This is a genomic window from Polaromonas sp., from assembly GCF_016185115.1.
GTDB lineage: Bacteria > Pseudomonadota > Gammaproteobacteria > Burkholderiales > Burkholderiaceae_C > Polaromonas.
Window position 1 is genome coordinate 280693 of record NZ_JACPOF010000004.1, and the last position, 17711, is coordinate 298403.

The 17711-nt window shown below is 59.0% G+C and carries 18 protein-coding genes; 13 read left to right on the forward strand and 5 right to left on the reverse strand.

Annotated features, from left to right (window positions below; all coding sequences use genetic code 11):
- Positions 1 to 201 precede the first annotated feature (201 nt).
- The 3 genes from HYX42_RS02075 (at position 202) to HYX42_RS02085 (ending at position 2209) form a co-directional block, all read left to right on the forward strand.
- On the forward strand, positions 202 to 942 hold the full coding sequence (locus HYX42_RS02075; protein WP_293398989.1) for a hypothetical protein: 741 nt from the start codon (positions 202 to 204) through the stop codon (positions 940 to 942).
- Between the two features lie 114 nt (positions 943 to 1056).
- A complete protein-coding gene (locus tag HYX42_RS02080) occupies positions 1057 to 1560 on the forward strand; it encodes a hypothetical protein (protein WP_293398991.1) in 504 nt (167 codons plus the stop codon).
- A complete protein-coding gene (locus tag HYX42_RS02085; RefSeq protein WP_293398993.1) occupies positions 1535 to 2209 on the forward strand; it encodes a hypothetical protein in 675 nt (224 codons plus the stop codon). The genes HYX42_RS02080 and HYX42_RS02085 overlap by 26 nt, the downstream gene beginning before the upstream one ends.
- Positions 2210 to 2438: 229 nt before the next feature.
- Here HYX42_RS02085 and HYX42_RS02090 read toward each other — a convergent pair whose 3' ends face one another.
- Together HYX42_RS02090 and HYX42_RS02095 are read right to left on the reverse strand one after the other, a co-directional pair.
- On the reverse strand, positions 2439 to 3713 hold the full coding sequence (locus HYX42_RS02090) for a DEAD/DEAH box helicase (RefSeq protein ID WP_293398995.1): 1275 nt from the start codon (positions 3711 to 3713) through the stop codon (positions 2439 to 2441).
- A 172-nt stretch (positions 3714 to 3885) separates the two neighbouring features.
- Positions 3886 to 4188, reverse strand: a complete 303-nt coding sequence (locus HYX42_RS02095) for a hypothetical protein (protein WP_293398997.1) — start codon at positions 4186 to 4188, stop codon at positions 3886 to 3888.
- Positions 4189 to 4727: 539 nt separating this feature from the next.
- Between HYX42_RS02095 and HYX42_RS02100 the strand changes: the two genes are divergently transcribed.
- The 3 genes from HYX42_RS02100 (at position 4728) to HYX42_RS02110 (ending at position 7030) form a co-directional block, all read left to right on the forward strand.
- Entirely contained in the window at positions 4728 to 5642 is a 915-nt protein-coding gene (locus HYX42_RS02100) for a LysR family transcriptional regulator (protein ID WP_293398999.1), read from the forward strand.
- A gap of 114 nt (positions 5643 to 5756) precedes the next feature.
- Positions 5757 to 6221 (forward strand): hypothetical protein, encoded by a 465-nt coding sequence (locus HYX42_RS02105; RefSeq protein WP_293399001.1) that lies wholly within the window; start codon positions 5757 to 5759, stop codon positions 6219 to 6221.
- 131 nt (positions 6222 to 6352) lie between these two features.
- The gene (locus tag HYX42_RS02110; RefSeq protein ID WP_293399003.1) at positions 6353 to 7030 is read left to right on the forward strand and encodes a 2OG-Fe(II) oxygenase; all 678 of its coding nucleotides are present in this window, start codon (positions 6353 to 6355) and stop codon (positions 7028 to 7030) included.
- Positions 7031 to 7040: 10 nt separating this feature from the next.
- Here HYX42_RS02110 and HYX42_RS02115 read toward each other — a convergent pair whose 3' ends face one another.
- A complete protein-coding gene (locus tag HYX42_RS02115) occupies positions 7041 to 8324 on the reverse strand; it encodes a phosphatidylserine/phosphatidylglycerophosphate/cardiolipin synthase family protein (RefSeq protein ID WP_293399005.1) in 1284 nt (427 codons plus the stop codon).
- Between the two features lie 227 nt (positions 8325 to 8551).
- Here HYX42_RS02115 and alkB point away from each other — a divergent pair, with 227 nt between their 5' ends.
- Positions 8552 to 9202: a DNA oxidative demethylase AlkB gene (gene alkB / locus HYX42_RS02120; protein ID WP_293399007.1), complete on the forward strand. Its 651-nt coding sequence runs from the start codon at positions 8552 to 8554 to the stop codon at positions 9200 to 9202.
- Here alkB and HYX42_RS02125 read toward each other — a convergent pair.
- A complete protein-coding gene (locus tag HYX42_RS02125; RefSeq protein ID WP_293399009.1) occupies positions 9199 to 9909 on the reverse strand; it encodes an FCD domain-containing protein in 711 nt (236 codons plus the stop codon). The two genes, alkB and HYX42_RS02125, sit on opposite strands and share 4 nt — an antisense overlap.
- 90 nt (positions 9910 to 9999) lie before the next feature.
- Here HYX42_RS02125 and HYX42_RS02130 point away from each other — a divergent pair, with 90 nt between their 5' ends.
- Positions 10000 to 11022, forward strand: a complete 1023-nt coding sequence (locus HYX42_RS02130) for a VOC family protein (RefSeq protein WP_293399011.1) — start codon at positions 10000 to 10002, stop codon at positions 11020 to 11022.
- A 49-nt stretch (positions 11023 to 11071) separates the two neighbouring features.
- Positions 11072 to 11926, forward strand: coding sequence for a fumarylacetoacetate hydrolase family protein (locus tag HYX42_RS02135; RefSeq protein ID WP_293399013.1), 855 nt, complete (start codon positions 11072 to 11074; stop codon positions 11924 to 11926).
- A gap of 16 nt (positions 11927 to 11942) precedes the next feature.
- Here HYX42_RS02135 and HYX42_RS02140 read toward each other — a convergent pair whose 3' ends face one another.
- On the reverse strand, positions 11943 to 12674 hold the full coding sequence (locus HYX42_RS02140) for an NIPSNAP family protein (RefSeq protein WP_293399015.1): 732 nt from the start codon (positions 12672 to 12674) through the stop codon (positions 11943 to 11945).
- A gap of 366 nt (positions 12675 to 13040) precedes the next feature.
- Here HYX42_RS02140 and HYX42_RS02145 point away from each other — a divergent pair, with 366 nt between their 5' ends.
- From HYX42_RS02145 to HYX42_RS02160, 4 genes are read left to right on the forward strand one after another with little or no spacing between them, the layout of a single operon-like run.
- Entirely contained in the window at positions 13041 to 14246 is a 1206-nt protein-coding gene (locus HYX42_RS02145; protein ID WP_293399017.1) for an amino acid ABC transporter substrate-binding protein, read from the forward strand.
- 40 nt (positions 14247 to 14286) lie between these two features.
- Positions 14287 to 15144 (forward strand): branched-chain amino acid ABC transporter permease, encoded by an 858-nt coding sequence (locus HYX42_RS02150; protein ID WP_293399019.1) that lies wholly within the window; start codon positions 14287 to 14289, stop codon positions 15142 to 15144.
- Positions 15144 to 16985, forward strand: coding sequence for a branched-chain amino acid ABC transporter ATP-binding protein/permease (locus tag HYX42_RS02155; RefSeq protein WP_293399021.1), 1842 nt, complete (start codon positions 15144 to 15146; stop codon positions 16983 to 16985). The genes HYX42_RS02150 and HYX42_RS02155 overlap by 1 nt, the downstream gene beginning before the upstream one ends.
- A complete protein-coding gene (locus HYX42_RS02160) occupies positions 16975 to 17703 on the forward strand; it encodes an ABC transporter ATP-binding protein (protein WP_293399023.1) in 729 nt (242 codons plus the stop codon). The genes HYX42_RS02155 and HYX42_RS02160 overlap by 11 nt, the downstream gene beginning before the upstream one ends.
- Positions 17704 to 17711 lie beyond the last annotated feature (8 nt).

Here is a 17711-nt window from a genome sequence, read left to right on the forward strand (position 1 = left end):
TCCACGGTGCCGTTCGCTTGGCCTTGTCACTACCGCTCCATATTGCATTTAGTAGTTCCTAAAAAGATGCTGCTATTACCTGCATAGCTCAAATGCCAATGGTCGCAGTAGAGTGCCCTTAGTTTGTTTGCTGCGACTTGGCCTTATACTTACCTCAATGATCGAAGTTTCATAATATGAGAAAAATCTTCAAGGCAGCTCATGAGTAAAGGCATGCTAAGTTTCTGGAGTGCTGATCACTTCCGGATTTCTTTGTTTAGCAATGAAAGTTGGAGCATAAACTCGGATCGAATTTTTTTCGAGATTACTAGCAGTGAGCCCAATTCGATAAGCGAGAGGAAATCGGTTGGTGAATCGATTTCCACTGGGGCTTGGGATTCACTTACGCTCGAAGTCAAAAGATCTCTAAACAGAGTCGACTTTTTAATCCGACCGGTGCCTGATCCACAACAGGATTCGCCTGTCGCAGTCATCCTGGATATTGAGGCTCGATTTAATAAATTCCTACCACTTGTAAAAAGGTGGATGCTCAACCAGTCGGTTGCAGTTAATCGAATAGCAATTGGATGCGGGGCATTGTTGCCCGCTACTGATGTGGAAGATAGCTATAAAAAGTTGAAGCAATTCATAAAAGTTATAGACATTGATGCATCGCGATTTCGTGAGATGCAATTCCAGGTCAACTTGCCTATTCCGTCGAAGTCTGAGTCGCCTATGGTGCTAAATCGAATTACCAGTTGGGCATCCATAGGATTCCAGTCTGGAACTATCGGAAATATAGTTGACCAAGGACCTGCCATCGCCTCTCATTTCGCCGTATGTAATATTGATGTCAGCTCCGATGCGGCTCGCAAAATACCAATCTCAACTAGTGTCTTGGAAAGCTTGTTATCGGAGGTTTCCAGTGAAGTTCTAGGTATTCTCGATCAAGGTATTTCCTAAGTGAATTATTTAGATACTCTTTGGTCTCGAAATCGCTCTGTCATTTCGGATGACGGCAATCCAAAACTGAGACCTCGATTGGACAATGTTGCTACGGGCGACTTGTGCAGAAACATGAATTGGACCGCAGCGTCCGATGCTGCCTTAGAGCCGCCTGCATTCATATGTGTGGTCGCCAATTCATCCTCCACCAGTATCCTATTTCAATCTGCACTGCAACGGCTACAGGCAACCCAAGATGCGGAGCTACACACTGCCGTTGAGAAAAAAGAAGCTGCCATTTTGGCTACGTTAACTGGCGTATATGAATTAGACGCATCTGGACAGAATCGATCCGCTGCGAGGGAAATGATGCTGTTCATCGAGACCAAACTTAGCAAAAATGCTTTTTCTGATGCTAATCAGTTATTGGCGGACGTTAAGGTTACGCATCTGAGTAGCAGAAGTATGATAGGAATGATTCGATCTACATACCGCGTAAAGAAAAGCCTACCTGCTTGGAAAAAGGCTTATCGTGACTCATGGGATCAGGTGTTAAAGCTAGGAAAAAATCCTAAAACTCTCTTTATTGGAATGCCGAGTGCTGTAGAAGATGACGCCGCTTCAGCTTCCAACTAGTACTCCACTTGACACGCATTCATCAATTGCAATCGGTATAGCCGGTTCCAATGTGACTGGCGACAAAAAGCAGAAACATGTCGCTTTTATTCATCAGAATCCCCTTCCCAATCCTTGGTTGCTACATCTTGCTTGGCACCGTAGGTTGTTTCACCATCCTTGGGATGGGCAATACTATTGGATAGGGCTCTCCAGAATTGATTCCGAGGTTCAAGAGGAGTTCTCTGACTGGGCTCGAATTGTTGCAGGCCGCTCCAAAGACTTGGAAATACCCTACAGCGTATTTTTTGTTCCCGATGGTAACTTCGACGTTGACGGTCAATTCATCGACAGAGGGGATGGCAGTGGACTGACCTGTGCAACATTTATTCTCGCTATGTTTGCTGACTACGGGTTACCTCTGCTACGGATAGATTCTTGGCCAAAATCTCGACCTGGTGATTTCAGCTGGATGAGAAAGATACTAAAAGCTCTTCGTCCAGTGTTAACTCGCTCGGAGTTTTTGAGTCAAATAGCAAGGCGCCATGAACTAAAGCGTTTTCGTCCAGAAGAAGTAGTTGCGGCGGCTTCAATTTTTGAAGGGGTGCCACTTGAGTTCGATGAAGTTGTGCCAGTGTCCAAAGTAGTCCTCACTCAAGTTCCACGTTAACGGTGGTCGATCCCATGGGTATCGCACCTGTGTTGGGCGGAGATCTCCATATAAATGATGAGCCGTTAGTCGAAAAGCCATGCGAGTAGATGTTCATCCACAACTTGGATGCTTCTCGTTTTAATACATTCAAAATTACAAAACGAATTGACGTCGCGGCTAGGTCTCAGTTGTATATGGTGGCTCTTAACAGAGTTGGACTTTGAGCTACGGATTAACAGCCATCTACTCACATTGACGTCGCAGCCCGCAACTTATCCTTCTTGCTAGGCCGCTTCCCCTTCACGCCCCCAGTCCCCAACGGGTCAGCCGCATTCACTGGCGCGACTTCCACAGGCTCAAAGCCAGCCACCTGCTCCATCACCATCTTGATGGCATGCCGCTTCTCAATCAGTTTGAAATGCGCTCTAGTGGCAGCACTCACAAAACTGATGGCGATGCCGCTTTCGCCTGCGCGGCCGGTTCGGCCTATGCGGTGGGTGTAGTCGGTGGCTGAGCGGGGGAGGTCGTAGTTGACGACCACTGGAAGTTCCTTGATGTCTATGCCGCGGGCTGCGACGTCTGTGGCGACGACCACCTGAACGGCCTTGGCCTTGAAGTCCATCAGCACCTGGGTACGTTTGCCCTGGCTGAGTTCGCCGTGAAAGGGCTCGGCGTGGATGTCTGCCTTGCGCAGCTTGTCGGCGACGATTTCAGCGGCGTGTTTGGTGGCGACGAAGACGAGCACGCGGCTCCACTTTTCAGTTTGAATCAAATGGCGCAGCAACTGCGTGCGCCTGGGCGCATCGACGGCGATGGCGCGTTGGGTGATGTCGGGTTCGCCTTCGGGCTCTGATGTGATTTCTACCCGCAGCGGGTCACGCAGCATGCTGCTGGCCAGCGCTTCAATCGCAGGCGGAAAGGTTGCCGAGAAGAACAGGGTCTGGCGTCTGGCGGGCAGCAGGGCGAGGATGCGCGCGAGTTCTTCGCCAAAACCCAGGTCCAGCAGGCGATCGGCTTCGTCCAGTACCAGCATCTCGACCTCGCCGAGTTTTACGGCCTTGTGTTCAATGAGGTCTATCAGGCGTCCGGGTGTGGCGACGACGATATCTGCGCCGCTGCGCAGGCCCATCATCTGCGGGTTGATCGATACGCCGCCAAACACCACCGTCACTTTTGGCAACTGCGGCATGTATTTGCCCAGAGCCAGCAGCGATGCGCCGACCTGCGCGGCCAGCTCGCGCGTGGGCGCCAGCACCAGGCCGCGCACGGTGCGCGTTTTGGTGAGCGGTGCGTCTGCCAGCGACTGCAGCATGGGCAGCGCAAAGGCTGCTGTCTTGCCCGAGCCGGTTTGTGCGGAGCCCAGCACGTCGCGGCCCTGCAATATGGCCGGAATGGCGGCTGACTGAATGGGCGTGGGCGTGGTGTAGCCTTTTTCTTCAAGCGCACGCAGCAGGCCGGGCAGCAGGGGCGGCGTGAGCGGGGGCGAAAAAGCGGAGGCAAAACCCGGTGAAGTAGGAGTCATGGCGTTGGGTTTTGTGAAGGGCGCTTGCCGGGAGTGGCGTCGCAGGCTGGTGCGGCACCTGAGCCCCCAAGTTTAAGCCCATGCCCCTTCGCAGCCGCCAATAAAAAAGGCCTGCAAAAGCAGGCCTTGGGTTCAGGTCAGCCGCAGGGCAAGCCTGCCATGCCTTGCCCAATCAGATGGCGCTGTTGCCGCCCAGGTTGGCGTGGGCAGCCAGCACGGCTTCGTTGCGCACTTCAGCGCGGCTGACGTTGCTGGTGGCTGGCTGGTTCTTTTCAAACGCTGCTGCAGCGAATTCGCCGTTCTGGCCAGGGTTGGTGATGGCGCTTTGCACTTCGGCGCGGGTCAGGGTGCTGACGGAGACGTCGGGGCGAATGGCCAGGGCAGCTTCAGGGTTGAGGCTGGACTGGGCAAAAGCGCTGGCGCCGGTCAGGGCGGAGAGGGCAACAACGGCAGAGGCGATAAATTTCGAGTTCATGATGATTTCCTTGTTTCAGTTAAACAAACGGTCCCAAAACATTCAGGGCCGATACCTGTCCAGTCATCGTCGCTTTGGGGTTTGTGCCCCTGGCTGTCCAACTGGCCTCGGTGAGTCGCTTGTTTGGTTTCGGCTCATCGATGCCTGTACTTTAGGGTTTACCCGCAAGAAGAAAAACCCCAAAACCGACAATGCATAGTTACTGTTTACGCAACAATGAATCCGCTGGATGCCAGGAGTTGCGAAAGCGGGAATATTCCGGCCAGTCGGCGGCGTTGTGTCCTACGCGCCCAGCGTTGGTCGGGAATATTTTGGGGGATTTGTGGGCCCTAATTGCTATCGAATAAATAGCTGCTCACGTGCGTATTTATTGGCCTGCAGCCGATTTAATGCCTGAAAACGGCCTTTTTTGGGCCCCAAAAGCACCCCTGAACGGATTCTGAAGTGCCCAAAAGCCCGATTGATACGACCATGGTTGCAATAAGGTCGCTATCGATGTTTTTGAGCGTCACTCTTACATGCTGCGTAATAATGGCTTTATGGATCTTGTCAAATCAATGCAGATATATGTGGCGGTTGTGGATGGCGGCAGCTTTGTGCATGCGGCGGAGAGGTTCGACACCTCGACGGCCTCCATTTCGCGGCAGATTTCTGCGCTGGAGGAGCACCTGGGCGCACGCCTGCTGCAGCGCACGACGCGGCGGCTGTCGATGTCGGAGCCGGGCCGGGCTTTTTACGAGCGCGCCCAGCAGATATTGACCGACATTGCAGAAACCGAAGCCGTCATCGGCCGCGAAGCCACCCAGCCCAGTGGCCTGCTGCGCGTCAGCGTGCCGCTGTCGTACGGGCTGCGCGAGTTCTCCCGCATATTGCCGGGCTTCCGGGAGCGTTACCCCGGGTTGCGGCTGGACATTGACCTGAGCGACCGCACGACAGACCTCGTCAATGAAGGCATAGACGTGGCGGTGCGCATAGGCGCCTCGCCCAGCCAGAACCTGATCGCCCGCAAGATCGCGCCTATACGCATCCTGGTCTGCGCCGCGCCTTCATACATCTCGCGCAAGGGTGCCCCCGAAACGCCTGAAGACCTGGCGGGCCATGACACGCTGGCTTATTCGCTGCTGGCGACGGGTGACAGCTGGACCTTTCGCGACGCCAGCGGCGGCGAACAGACCGTGCGCATCGAACCCAAGGTGCATGCCAACAATGGTGACCTGTTGCGTGAGCTGGCCGTCGCTGGCGGCGGCATCATTTCCCAGCCGGATTTCATCATTGCAGATGGCCTGGCCAGCGGCGCGCTGGTGCCGCTGCTGACCGACTGGCAGCGTGACGAGTCGCATATCTACGCGGTCTACCTGAGCCGCAAGTTCCTCTCGCCCAAGGTGCGTGTGTTTATCGACTACCTGGTTGAGACGCTGGGCGGTACAGGCAGCGCTGGCGTGCCTGCGCTCTAACGGCAGCGCCAGTTTCAGTTCCAGTTCCAGTTCGGGGCAGGCTGCAGCGCTGCACGCGTCCCCTGTTGTTTTTTTCACAAGCTGGTGGCGCAAGGGCATTTGTCTGACACGCCCATGTCACTGCCTCGCGGCAAGATGACAGCCATGATCCGCACCCACACCATCGTCCCGCAGGAAGCCGCGCTCGTCGCGGTTTCGGCGCTGGACGAGCTGGTGACGCATCTGGTGAAGGCCTGCCCCATCAGGCTGTCGTCGCAGTTTCTTGACTGGGTGGCAGACCACGCCACCCCGCTGGTTGAAGACAAGGTGCAATCGGCTTTCGCCCACCCTGCATTCGCAGCCACGCTCAGGCAGGGTGATCACCGCATTGCGCTGTCGCGCTGGGTGAACCACTGGGTGTGCCCGCGCATCTCCGCAGGTTTTGCGCAACTGGCCGAACATTTGCCCAGAGATGTTGCAGCGCCTGCCGACCTGACGCCGGTGTACGTCGTGACCGTGCCCGCCCGTGTGACACAACCGCAGCGCCCCGTACGTATTGCGCCGCACCCGGTAGCTGCTGCGGTGCAGGCGGCTTTCTAAACCTCCGTTCGGGCAGAGCCTGTCGAAGCCTGTATCAGGAGCCCTTAGACAAGCTCAGGGTGAACGGTTGGCAGGCGTAGCGTGTCCGATTGCGGCCAGCACGTGCGTTGCCTGATGCGTAAGCTTCGGCCATGCAAGCATCTAACCTGGAACAACTGCAGGTCCACGGCAGTACCGTCATCCCGCAATTGCTGACCCCGGCGCAATGCCTGGCGTTGAGCAGTCTCTATCCGCAGAGCACAAACTTCCTCAGCCGCGTGGTGATGGCGCGGCACGGCTTTGGCAAGGGTGAGTACCAGTATTTCAGCTACCCGCTGCCGCCGCTGGTGCAGCAGCTTCGCAGTGCGCTTTACCCGCAGCTCGTGGATGTGGCTAACCGATGGAATGGGGCCATGGGCATTGACGTGCGCTACCCGCAGACACACGAAGAATTCCTGGTGCGCTGCCATGCCGCAGGGCAGCTCAGGCCAACGCCACTGCTGCTGCAGTACGGCGAAGGTGATTACAACTGCCTGCACCAGGACCTGTATGGCGAGCATGTGTTTCCGATCCAAGTGGCGGTGCTGCTGTCGCGGCCGGGCGAAGATTTCACCGGCGGCGAATTTGTATTGACAGAGCAGCGCCCGCGCATGCAGTCACGGCCCGAGGTTGTGGCGCTCAATCAGGGTGATGCCGTCGTCTTTGCGGTGCACCACAGGCCTGTGCAGGGCGGTCGGGGGTTTTACCGCGTCAACATGCGGCATGGCGTCAGCACCTTGCGTTCAGGCCGCAGGCATACGCTGGGTGTGATCTTTCATGACGCGCAGTGACCGAGAAGGCTTAGAGCTGTGAGTGCAAAAGGGACGTCATGCGCTCATGCAGCTTTTCGCTCAAGGGTCTGGCTTGCCATTGCTCAAGCGTGATGCGCTTCGCCCGGGTCAGGTCCTGCTCGAAGACCCCGGTTTGCCGCGTTGCAAACGCCGCGTCGTAGATGTTGAGGTTGGCTTCGTCGTTGAGCCGGAAGGAGCGGCTGTCGAAATTGGTGGAGCCGACGGAGACCACCAGCTTGTCAACAATCATGACCTTGCAGTGGTACATGGTGGGCTGGTATTCATGAATCTCTGCGCCGGCCTGAAGAATTTCGCCCCAGGTGGCGCGTCCGGCGGCCCTGACGGTTTCGGTGTCGGTGATGGGGCCTGCGGTGATGATCCTGATGCGCACGCCGCGCTTGAGGGCATCACGCATGATGCGCAGGCTGAGCTCGTCGGGCACGAAGTAAGCCATCGAGAGGTCAATGCTGCTTTGCGCCGCCGTGAGGGCCATGTGGTACATCAGTTCCATGCTCTCGGCGCCGCCCGAAGGCGAACTCGAAAACATCTGCGCAGCACTGTTGCCGGCGGGCGTGATGGCGGGGAAGTAGGGTTCGCCATGCAATACCTCGCCAGTGACCTTGACCCAGTTGTCCAGGAAGGTGGCCTGCATCTGCGCGACAACCGGGCCTTCGGCGCGAAAGTGCGAATCACGCCAGTGCTCTGCGTCCTGGCCGGCGCCCGTCCATTTGGGGGCGATGCCGACGCCGCCCGTGAAGCCGGTGCGGCCGTCCACCACCAGCAGCTTGCGGTGGGTGCGGTTGTTGATGCGCGCCAGGTTGTACCAGGCGGGCTTGTGAAATTTTTTCACCTGCACGCCCGAGGAGGTCATCTGCTCAAGCAGTGCGTCGTCTATCTTGCCGCTGCCCACCCAGTCGAGCAGCACATGCACCTTCACGCCGGCGCGTGCCCGGTTCGAGAGCGCATCGGCGAACTGTTTGCCAATGTCGCCGGCCCAGTAGATATAGGTCTCGAACGTGATGGTCTGCTTCGCGCTGTTGATGGCTTCCAGCATGGCGGGGAAAATCTGCTCGCCGTTGAGCAGTTCTGTAACCTTGTTGCCGCCCACAATGCCCGGCCCCAGCAGGCCGCCCATGGCGCGCATGAACTGCGGATCGGCCGTGTTGTAGAACTTTGTCAGTTGCTGCGAGACATGCTTTTCGCCGGCCGTGAGGTTCAGGGTCAACAGGACTGCCGCACATGCGGCACTGAAGGATGCGAGGGCGACAAGAAGGGTGCGGCTGCGTTTTTGCATGAGGCATTGTGGTTTGGGCGCGCGGCCATCGAGGTAGGCGGGGGCCGCTTTTTGCGCGAGGCATTTGGAGGCCTGAGGAACCCGGGGATGGATTCCGGATCGAGTCAGGGATGACAGGTACGCGGAATGTCATTGCGGACCTGATCCGCGTCCATCCGGGTGAAGGTGATCGCCTGTTACCGTATGGCGTGGATCCCGGAGCGGGCCCGGAATGACGACCCCAACATATGACCGCCGACCTTTTTGACGACCAATCGCCCGAGCGCATGGCCCAGCCCATGGCGCCGGGCGCCATGTTGCTGCACGGCTTTGCCCTGGACATGCAGGCTTCTTTGCTCGCCGCTTTTGAAGAGGTGATTGCGCAGGCGCCGCTGCGGCATCTCGTCACACCGGGCGGCTACACCATGTCGGTGGCCATGACCAATTGCGGCGCGCTGGGCTGGGTGTCTGACAGGCGGGGCTACCGTTACCAGGAGACAGACCCCTTGTCGGGTCAGCCATGGCCGCAAATGCCTGACGCCTGGCGTGAGCTGGCGGTGCGTGCCGCCACAGAGGCCGGGTATGCAGATTTCAAACCAGATGCCTGTCTTGTCAACAGCTACCAGCCGGGCGCAAAACTCTCATTGCACCAGGACCGCGACGAGGCCGACATGGCCGCACCCATCGTGTCCGTATCGCTTGGGTTACCCGCGACATTTCTCTTTGGTACAGAACGCCGCGCAGACAAGCCGCAGCGCTATCGTTTGCTCAGTGGTGATGTTGTGGTGTGGGGCGGTGCATCGCGCCTGGCCTATCACGGCATTGCGCAGCTGCCTGATGGCGGCCATGCGCTGACCGCCAGGCGGCGTATCAATCTGACTTTTCGCAAGGCTGTTTAAGGCGCGGCCTGGTTTGCGGGCTGTGCCAGGTGCGGTGACTCCAGTAATTGCCTGGCGGTGGCCTTCAGGTGGGCTGTCATCAGGTTTTGCGTCTGCAGGATGTCGTGGTTGAGTGCGGCGTCGAGCAATGCCTTGTGTTCGGCATTCACGTCGCGGTCACCCCCCTTGAGCGGCGCAGTCAGCTGGCGGTAACGCTCGCTTTGCTGGTAGAGCGTTTCGTGCATGCGCAGCAGCCAGCGGTTGGGGCAGCCGATAACGACTGCGCGGTGAAAGTCGGCATGGGCTGCTGCCCACTCGGGGTTGAGCAGGCCTGGTTCGCCGGCCACACGTTCGGTCGTGCGTGACAGGCGGTGGTAGGCCGCCACAATGCCGCCTTCCCATTCAAGACCGCCGTTGCGTATGGCTTCGGCGATGCAGAGTTTTTCAATTTCAATGCGGGCCTGCACCAGTTCCTGAAGCTCGGCCAGCGAGACCGGGCTCACGCGGTAACCGCGTGCGGGTTCTGACACCACCAGCGCCTCGGCCTCAAGCATGGCCAGACCTTCGCGCACGGCGCCCGCGCTGACCTGTATGTCTTCAGCCAGTGCCGCGATGTTGAGCTTGGCGCCCGGCGGCAATTTGCCGCCCAGGATGTCGGCGCGCAGGCGCTCGAACACATGGCGGGTCTGTCCTTTTGTTTTTGATGGGGTGCTTAGGTATTCACCCATAGATAGAAACCCTTAGAAGATTTGATTTTCTTGCTTATATAGTATCGTACAAATAATATATTCTTTCAACCCACCAAGCTGGAGAGAAAAATGAGCACTCAGTTTAGAACCGAAAAAAGCCAGGGGCGTGCAGCCTTGCATGGCGTTCACTCGCTGGACCGCTTTGTATTTACCGTTCCCGACCTTGACGAGGCGAAGCGCTTTTACGACGCTTTTGGGCTGGATGCGCGTAGTGAAGGCAGGCAGCTCGACCTGTACACCTTTGAGCACGCGCACCGCTGGGGCTCCCTCTTCCAGGCGCCCGGCCCCAAGAAGCTGCAGTACCTGCGCTTTGCGTGTTTCGCCGATGACCTTCAGCCGATTCGTGACCGCATCAAGTCTCTGGGCATTGCCGAGCGCGCACCGCACCCGTTGGGCAATGACGAGGGTTTCTGGATCACGCACCCCGATGGTTACGCCATCCAGGTGGTGGTCAACTACAAGAGTTCACCAGACACCGAGTCCGTCCCATTGCCCAAGCGTCAGGTAGAAAAGGGTGCCGGCAAGGCCTGGAACCGCAAGATTGCACCGAAAGTGCGTCCGCGCCGCCTGTCGCATGCACTGATGTTCTCGCCTGACGTGATTGCCGCCACGAAGTTTTATGAAGACACGCTGGGCCTGCGCCTGAGTGACCGCTCTGAAGACGTGGTGGCATTCATGCACGGCGTGCACGGCAGCGATCATCACCTGATTGCGCTGGCCAAATCGAATGCCGGTGGCATGCACCACGCCAGCTGGGATGTGGGCAGCATTGATGAGGTGGGCCTGGGCATGGAGCAGATGCTGTCTGCCGGCTACACGCGCGGCTGGGGCGTGGGTCGCCACGTGCTGGGTTCCAACTACTTCTACTACGCACGCGACCCATGGGGCAGCTACTTTGAGTACTCCTACGACATTGATTTTGTGCCCGGTGACTTCGACTGGAAATCATCCAATAGCCCCCCGGAAGATTCGTTCTACGTATGGGGCCCTGCGGTGCCGGCCGACTTTGTGACCAACTTTGAAGTGCAGCCCGCAGCAGAGCTGCCGCCTGATGAGGCGAAGAAAGTTTCACAGGCCGTGGCCTCTGCCTGACTGTTTTTTTATTTTCTGTTTTTCTTTTTAACTTTAGCGACACCACAACATGCGACTTATTGCTTTCAGCCACAATGGCAAACCCGCCCTCGGCATGCGTATCGGCCAGGAACTCGTCAACCTCACCGCAGAGGGACAACCCGCCACGCTGGACGAACTGCTGCGCGGCGGCGCTGAGGCCATGGCCGCAGCAAAGCGTGTCGGTGAGGCGTCAAAAAACCGCATCCCGCTGGCCGGCATCAAGTACCTGCCGCCTGTGCAGGCACCTTCAAAAGCGATTGCCGTGGGCCTGAACTTCACCGATCACGCCGCTGAAAGCAAATTTGCAGCGCCGACTTACCCTGTGCTGTTCCACCGCTTTCCCAGCTCATGGGTAGGCCACAACGTGGCGCTGGAGCGCCCGCATGTGTCGACCCAGTTCGACTATGAAGGCGAACTGCTGGTCATCATCGGCAAGGGTGGCCGCTACATCAGCAAGGACAAGGCGCTGGACCATGTCGCCGGTTATTCGGTGTTCAATGACGGGTCCATCCGCGACTACCAGATGAAGTCTGCGCAGTGGATGATGGGCAAGAACTTCGACCGCTCGGGCTCCTTCGGCCCCGAGTTTGTCAGCGCCGACGAGCTGCCACCGGGCGCCAAGGGCCTGAAGCTGCAGACCCGCCTCAACGGCGAAGTGCTGCAAAACGCCAACACCAACGACATGATTTTTGATGTGGCCACGCTGGTGTCGGTCTGCTCCGAGCCGTTTGAACTGCAGCCGGGCGACATCATCATTGCCGGCACGCCTGCCGGCGTGGGCATGGCGCGCAAGCCGCAGGTCTGGATGAAGGCTGGCGATGTCTGCGAAGTCGAGATCGAGAAGATCGGCATTTTGTCGAACACCATCGTCGACGGCGCCTGAGCCGTCAGTGTGACCTTCAGTCCTTGATGGGTGCGCCAGTAAAGAGGGGCGACAGCACGGGGATCTGCGCCGGCATCAGCAGCTTGCTGTCCCAGGCCTGCACGCTGGCGGAAATGCTGTCCACGAAGCTGGCCCACTGCGGGTTGCGGGCAAGGGCGGCACGCTGTTTCTGGCGCGCATCGAAGTCCGTGAAGTAGCGGTACATCACGACCTCATGCTGCCGGCCGACGAGGGTGTTGAAACAGGCGATCAGGCCGGAAAGTGCATCGTCGCCAGCGGCAAGACCTGTTTTTTCCCAGGCTTCCCAGTAAGCGGGCAGGGTGCCGGGGTTGAGCCTGATGGTGGTTTCCTCTACGAGGATGTTTTCAGTCAGTTTGGGAAGGCCTGGATACGCGCCGTTGGCGGGCAGCCAGTCCTTGTTGTCACCCCAGACAGGGTTCAGGCCCTTGACGGGTGAGAGGGCGAGAAATTTGGTCTCCTGCATGAGGAGCATGGGACGGACCTTTTTGAAGTAGTCACCCAGCTGCGGGACTTTGGCCAGGCCATGAAGGCGGGTGGTCCAGTCTTCGTAGTTGTTGTAGCGGTAAACGTGTACGACCTGCTGGTCGGCGCCGGAGACAGTGGAGAAATAACCGAACATGCGTTCAAGGATGGGCCTCATCAATTCGAATCCGCGGTCATGCTGGGCTTGCCAGAAGGTCTCAAGTGCACCGGGTTTCAGGGTGTAGGTGCGTTGCTCGAATAACATGTTTTTTCTTTCTGCCTGTGAGGGGCGTTGACGGGCTGCGGCGTGGCGGCAAGCGGACCCGGGCGAATATAGCGACAAAGAAATGGATGCGCGTATAGGGTAAGTACTGGCCGTGTGACGCATCAAGCAGCTTGCGGACATGAACTTTTTTTAACGCAGGGAGACACCTTCCAATGACAGACACCAGAGCCCCGCCACCAATGAAAAATGCGCTAGTGAGAAACCCTTGCGTATTTCTACACCTGTTAAAAATCGCCGTGATTCTGTAGAGTCACGGAACCCTTGTTCGCGCTTCGCGCGATACGGGTTTCAGTTTTCGTTCGCACTATAAATATTTGGCCAAAAACCAGAACTCAGGAGACAAGCATGACCATTGATCGTCGTTCATTCGTTACTGCCGCGGGCGCCATCGCCAGCGGCGCCTTGTGGTCGTCCGGCGCAAATGCGCAGACGCCTTCCGGCGCACCCATCAAGGTGGGCGGCTCGCTGGGCCTGACGGGGCCATTGGCTGCGACCGGCCTGGTCCATAAACTGGTGGGCGAGATTTATGTCGAGTCGCTCAACAAGCGCGGCGGGCTGCTGGGCCGTCCGGTTGAATGGGTGCTCAAGGACGACCAGTCCAAGCCCGACATGGCCCGCACGCTGTACGAGCAGCTGGTGACCACCGACAAGGTGGACCTGCTGATCGGGCCCTATGGCACCGGCACCATCCTGAGCGCCATGGGCGTGGCACAGCGCTACAACCGCACGCTGGTGCACCACACCTTCGGCATCCCGAGCCTGGCCAAGTATGACCAGCAGTTCCCGTCATGGTCCATGGGCCTGAACCCCGAGGTCAGCACCCCCAACCTGGTGTTCGATGCACTGGCATCTGCAGGCAAGACGCCCAAGACTGTGGCCATCGTGACCAGCAAGTTCCCGTCAGTGCATTTTGTGTCGCTTGGTGCGCGCGAAGTCGCCAAAAAACGCAACATCAAGGAAACGCTGTTTCTTGAATGGGATTTCGGCAACCGCGATTACGGCCCCATCGCCGGCCGCATCAAGGAGGCCAATGCCGACTTCCTCTGGGTCGGTTCGCTCGGCCTTGAGGGTGTGCAGTTGCTCGATGCACTGAAGAAGATCGACTACAAGCCCACGACGCATGCCTACCTATATCCGGCGCCCGGCCCCATACTGAAAGTGCCTGAGGCCAATGGTGGCCTGGCGATGACGGTGTTTGAAGACCACCCGCCGTTTACCAACAGCCCCATCGCTGCGGAATTCGTCAAGACCTTCCGTGAGCGCGCCACCAAGGCCAACCTGCCCGACACCTCGGTAGAGACACAGGCCGCTGCATCGTTTGCTGCCTGGCAAATCATCGAAGCCGCGGTCAAGGCGACCAAGTCGACGGACGACAAGACCCTGGCTACCTGGATCAAGGCCAACCAGATCGACACCATCGAAGGCAAGCTGCGCTTCAATGAAGCCGGCAACTACGGTGCCGACCTGAGCAAGGTCAAGCAGATCCAGAACGGCAAGTGGGTCACGGTCTGGCCCAAGGAGTGGGCGGCGCCGGGCGCCAAGGTGCAGTAAGTCTTTTTAAAAACAACAATGAAAGGGGAGGGGACTGCCGATGTATTTTCCCAGTGCCACATTGCTCGCCCAGGCTGTCCTGGCGGGCCTCTTTACGGGGGCCCTCTATGGTTTGCTTGGGCTGGGCCTGAGTCTTTCGTGGGGAATGCTCAAGCAGATCAACCTCGCCCATTTCGCGCTCGCTTTCCTGGGCGCCTACCTGACTTACCAGCTCTCGACATACAACGGCTTCGACCCGCTGATGACGCTGCTGCTGATCGTGCCGCTGTTCTTCGTGCTGGGCGCGGCCCTGCACTGGGTGCTGGCGCGGTTCAAGGTCAATGCTTTCAACTCGATGCTGGTGACCTTCGGCGTCACCGCCATCATTGAGGCACTGCTGCAGTGGATCTGGACGGCAGACTTCCGCAAGCTGGAGTCGAGTTATGGCGAACACAAGCTCAAGATAGGCGCCCTGTATTTCCCCCTGCCTGAAATGATTACCCTGGGGTTGGGCGTGGGCATCGCAGTGGCGGTGTGGTTCGCCCTGCGCCGCACAGATCTCGGCAAAGCCATGCGCGCGGCAGCAGAGGATGCGCCGATTGCGGCTGCCTTCGGTGTCAACCAGAAGGCGCTGGCGCTGATGTTGTCGGGCCTGAATGCGGCGCTGGCCGGCATAGCCGGCGTTTGCCTGGCGCTGACTTACACGCTCGCACCTTCGCAGATCTACACCTGGATAGGCGTGGTCTTTGCCTGCGTCATGCTGGGCGGGCTGGGCCGGCCGCTTGGACCGCTGATTGCGGGCTGCATCATTGGCGTGACGGAGGCTCTCACCATGGCCATCACTGCACCGGCCTGGGCGCCGCTGGTGTCCTTCTCGCTGTTGATCGTCGTGCTGCTGGCACGGCCCGGGAGAGCATGATGCGCCGCTCCATCATCATCGTGCTGCTCGTGGTGCTGGCCCTGGCCGTCGTGCCCTGGCTGCGCCTGCCGGCCTTCTATGAAGCGCTGCTGTACATCATCCTGCACTGGATAGCGCTGGCGACGTCCTGGAATTTGCTGTCCGGCTATTCGGGGTATTTCTCTTTCGGTCACGGTGCGCTGTTCGGCATCGGCATGTACACCACGACGACGTTGACGGTGCAGATGAACATGCCCTTCATGTGGACGCTGCCGTTTGCGGCTATTGTGGCGGCGCTGTTCGGCACCTTGCTGGGCGCCATCGCCTTCCGGGTGCGCAGCGTGCGTGCCGAGTTGTTCTCGCTGCTGACCCTGGCGATGGCCTTTGTCATGGCGACCATCATCCTCAACACGCGCATAGACGGCGGCCCCGGCGTGTCCATGGCGGGGGTGGCTGTGCCCGTTTTTGCGCCTACGGCCTCGGGCACCTTTTACCTGCTGGCGCTGGGCGCCACGGCGATCACCATGGTCGCCGCCATCTGGGTGTTTTATTCACGTCTGGGCACAGGCCTCTTTGCCATTCACGATGATGAAGATGTGGCCGAGGTCATGGGTGTGCCGACCTACCGCTACAAACTGCTGGCCTTTGCGTTGTCGAGCGCGTTGGCCGGGCTGGGCGGCGGCATTCATGCGCTCTTCATCAACTACGTGACGGCAGGCGATGTCTTCAACATCTCGCTGCCGCTGACTGTGATCCTGATGACTGTGCTGGGCGGTACGCGCCACTGGGCCGGCCCGGCGGTGGGCGCCACGCTGATCACGCTGCTGCTTTATTCCTTTACTGGCGGCGACAGCGCCGTCATCGGCAAGGCGGTGACCGGTGTCGTACTGATCGCCGTGATCCTGTTCATGCCGGAGGGCGTGCTGGGTCAGGCGCTCAAGTGGTTTGGCGCGAGGCGCGACAAAAAAGCGGCCGGCAAAGTCGAGGCCGGCGAAGCTGTCGCCCCTGTCACCACAGCACCTGCTTCCGCGAAGACCGTGAGTTCGACGCCTTCTTCGGCATCTGCGGTTGCTGCCGGTGAAGTGCTGCTCAAGGCGCGCGGCGTCGTCAAGCAGTTCAAGGGTGTGCGTGCCCTGCGTGGCGTTGACCTGGAAGTGCGGCGCGGGGAAATCCTGGGCCTGCTGGGCCCCAACGGCTCTGGCAAGTCGACCTTCATCAATGTGGCCAGCGGGCACTTTGCGGTGACCGAAGGTGTGATCGAGTTCGGCGGACAGCGCATTTCTGATGCGCCAGCCCACCTCATCGCACACGGCGGCATCGCCCGCACCTACCAGATCCCCCGGCCGTTTGCGCATTTGACTGTGCTGCAGAACGTGGCCTTGCCTGCCATGTTTGGCGCCGCCTCTCTTGACCGCAAGACGGCTGAAGACGAGGCCTGGCAGTGGCTGGAATTTACAGGCCTCACCAGCCGGGCACACGCCTTGCCAGACGCCCTGAACCTGCATCAGCGCAAGTTTCTGGAACTGGCGCGCGCGCTGGCTGCAAGGCCGCAGATCTTGATGCTGGACGAGGTGCTTTCAGGTCTCACGCCATCAGAAATTGACGAGGCTGTGGCGCTGATACGGCGCATTCGGGACCAGGGCGCGACCATTGTGTTTGTCGAGCACGTCATGCGTGCGGTGATGGCGTTGTGCGACCGCATCGTGGTGTTTGAAAGCGGCTCTGTGCTCGCGGAAGGCGCGCCGCATGATGTGATGCAGCGGCCTGAAGTCGTAGCGGCCTACCTCGGCGATGCAAAAGCTGCAGCAAAAAACAAACCTGGCCATGCCGCGCCTGGAAGGGAGGCGGCCCATGCTGCTTGAACTTGACAATATTCGTACCAGCTACGGCCAGGCGACAGCGCTGTGGGATGTGTCGCTGTCGGTCGCCGAGGGCGAACTGCTTTGCGTGGTCGGCCCCAACAGCGCCGGCAAAAGCACCCTCATCAACACCATTGCCGGCCTGCTGCGCATCAATGCAGGACAGCTGAAGTTTCAGGGCGAGGACATCTCCACATTGCCGTCGCACAAGTTCTGCGAACGCGGCATTGCACTGGTGCCCGAAGGCAGGCGCCTGTTCACCGAAATGACGGTGCGTGAGAACCTGGAGATGGGCAGTTACCTGCCTGCTGCCAAACGCGAACGCGCGCGTTCGATGGAGCAGGTGGTGTCGCTTTTTCCGGTGCTGACTGAAAAGCTGGACCACGCCGCCGGCACGCTCTCGGGTGGGCAGCAACAGATGGTGGCGATTGGCCGTGCGCTGATGGCCAAGCCGCGCGTGCTGCTGATGGACGAACCCTCACTCGGGCTGGCGCCCAGCATCGTGCTGGACATGTTCAGCGCCATTCGCGAGATTCATTCGCAGGGCATTGCCGTGCTGCTGGTCGAGCAGAACGTCTCCATGGCCATGGAGGTTGCAGAACGCGCTGCCGTGCTGGAGGAAGGCCGCATCGTAGCCATGGGCAGCCCTGAAGACCTGATGGCGCAACCCGTTTTGCGCCGTGCCTATCTGGGCGTGGACACCGAGGCTGCAGCCCACTGACGCGCTGC

Coding starts and splice junctions, on each gene's coding strand:
- HYX42_RS02075 (WP_293398989.1), top strand. CDS start 202: ATGAGTAAAGGCATGCTAAGTTTCTGGAGTGCTGATCACTTCCGGATT.
- HYX42_RS02080 (WP_293398991.1), top strand. CDS start 1,057: ATGAATTGGACCGCAGCGTCCGATGCTGCCTTAGAGCCGCCTGCATTC.
- HYX42_RS02085 (WP_293398993.1), top strand. CDS start 1,535: ATGACGCCGCTTCAGCTTCCAACTAGTACTCCACTTGACACGCATTCA.
- HYX42_RS02090 (WP_293398995.1), bottom strand. CDS start 3,713: ATGACTCCTACTTCACCGGGTTTTGCCTCCGCTTTTTCGCCCCCGCTC.
- HYX42_RS02095 (WP_293398997.1), bottom strand. CDS start 4,188: ATGAACTCGAAATTTATCGCCTCTGCCGTTGTTGCCCTCTCCGCCCTG.
- HYX42_RS02100 (WP_293398999.1), top strand. CDS start 4,728: ATGGATCTTGTCAAATCAATGCAGATATATGTGGCGGTTGTGGATGGC.
- HYX42_RS02105 (WP_293399001.1), top strand. CDS start 5,757: ATGTCACTGCCTCGCGGCAAGATGACAGCCATGATCCGCACCCACACC.
- HYX42_RS02110 (WP_293399003.1), top strand. CDS start 6,353: ATGCAAGCATCTAACCTGGAACAACTGCAGGTCCACGGCAGTACCGTC.
- HYX42_RS02115 (WP_293399005.1), bottom strand. CDS start 8,324: ATGCAAAAACGCAGCCGCACCCTTCTTGTCGCCCTCGCATCCTTCAGT.
- alkB (WP_293399007.1), top strand. CDS start 8,552: ATGACCGCCGACCTTTTTGACGACCAATCGCCCGAGCGCATGGCCCAG.
- HYX42_RS02125 (WP_293399009.1), bottom strand. CDS start 9,909: ATGGGTGAATACCTAAGCACCCCATCAAAAACAAAAGGACAGACCCGC.
- HYX42_RS02130 (WP_293399011.1), top strand. CDS start 10,000: ATGAGCACTCAGTTTAGAACCGAAAAAAGCCAGGGGCGTGCAGCCTTG.
- HYX42_RS02135 (WP_293399013.1), top strand. CDS start 11,072: ATGCGACTTATTGCTTTCAGCCACAATGGCAAACCCGCCCTCGGCATG.
- HYX42_RS02140 (WP_293399015.1), bottom strand. CDS start 12,674: ATGTTATTCGAGCAACGCACCTACACCCTGAAACCCGGTGCACTTGAG.
- HYX42_RS02145 (WP_293399017.1), top strand. CDS start 13,041: ATGACCATTGATCGTCGTTCATTCGTTACTGCCGCGGGCGCCATCGCC.
- HYX42_RS02150 (WP_293399019.1), top strand. CDS start 14,287: ATGTATTTTCCCAGTGCCACATTGCTCGCCCAGGCTGTCCTGGCGGGC.
- HYX42_RS02155 (WP_293399021.1), top strand. CDS start 15,144: ATGCGCCGCTCCATCATCATCGTGCTGCTCGTGGTGCTGGCCCTGGCC.
- HYX42_RS02160 (WP_293399023.1), top strand. CDS start 16,975: ATGCTGCTTGAACTTGACAATATTCGTACCAGCTACGGCCAGGCGACA.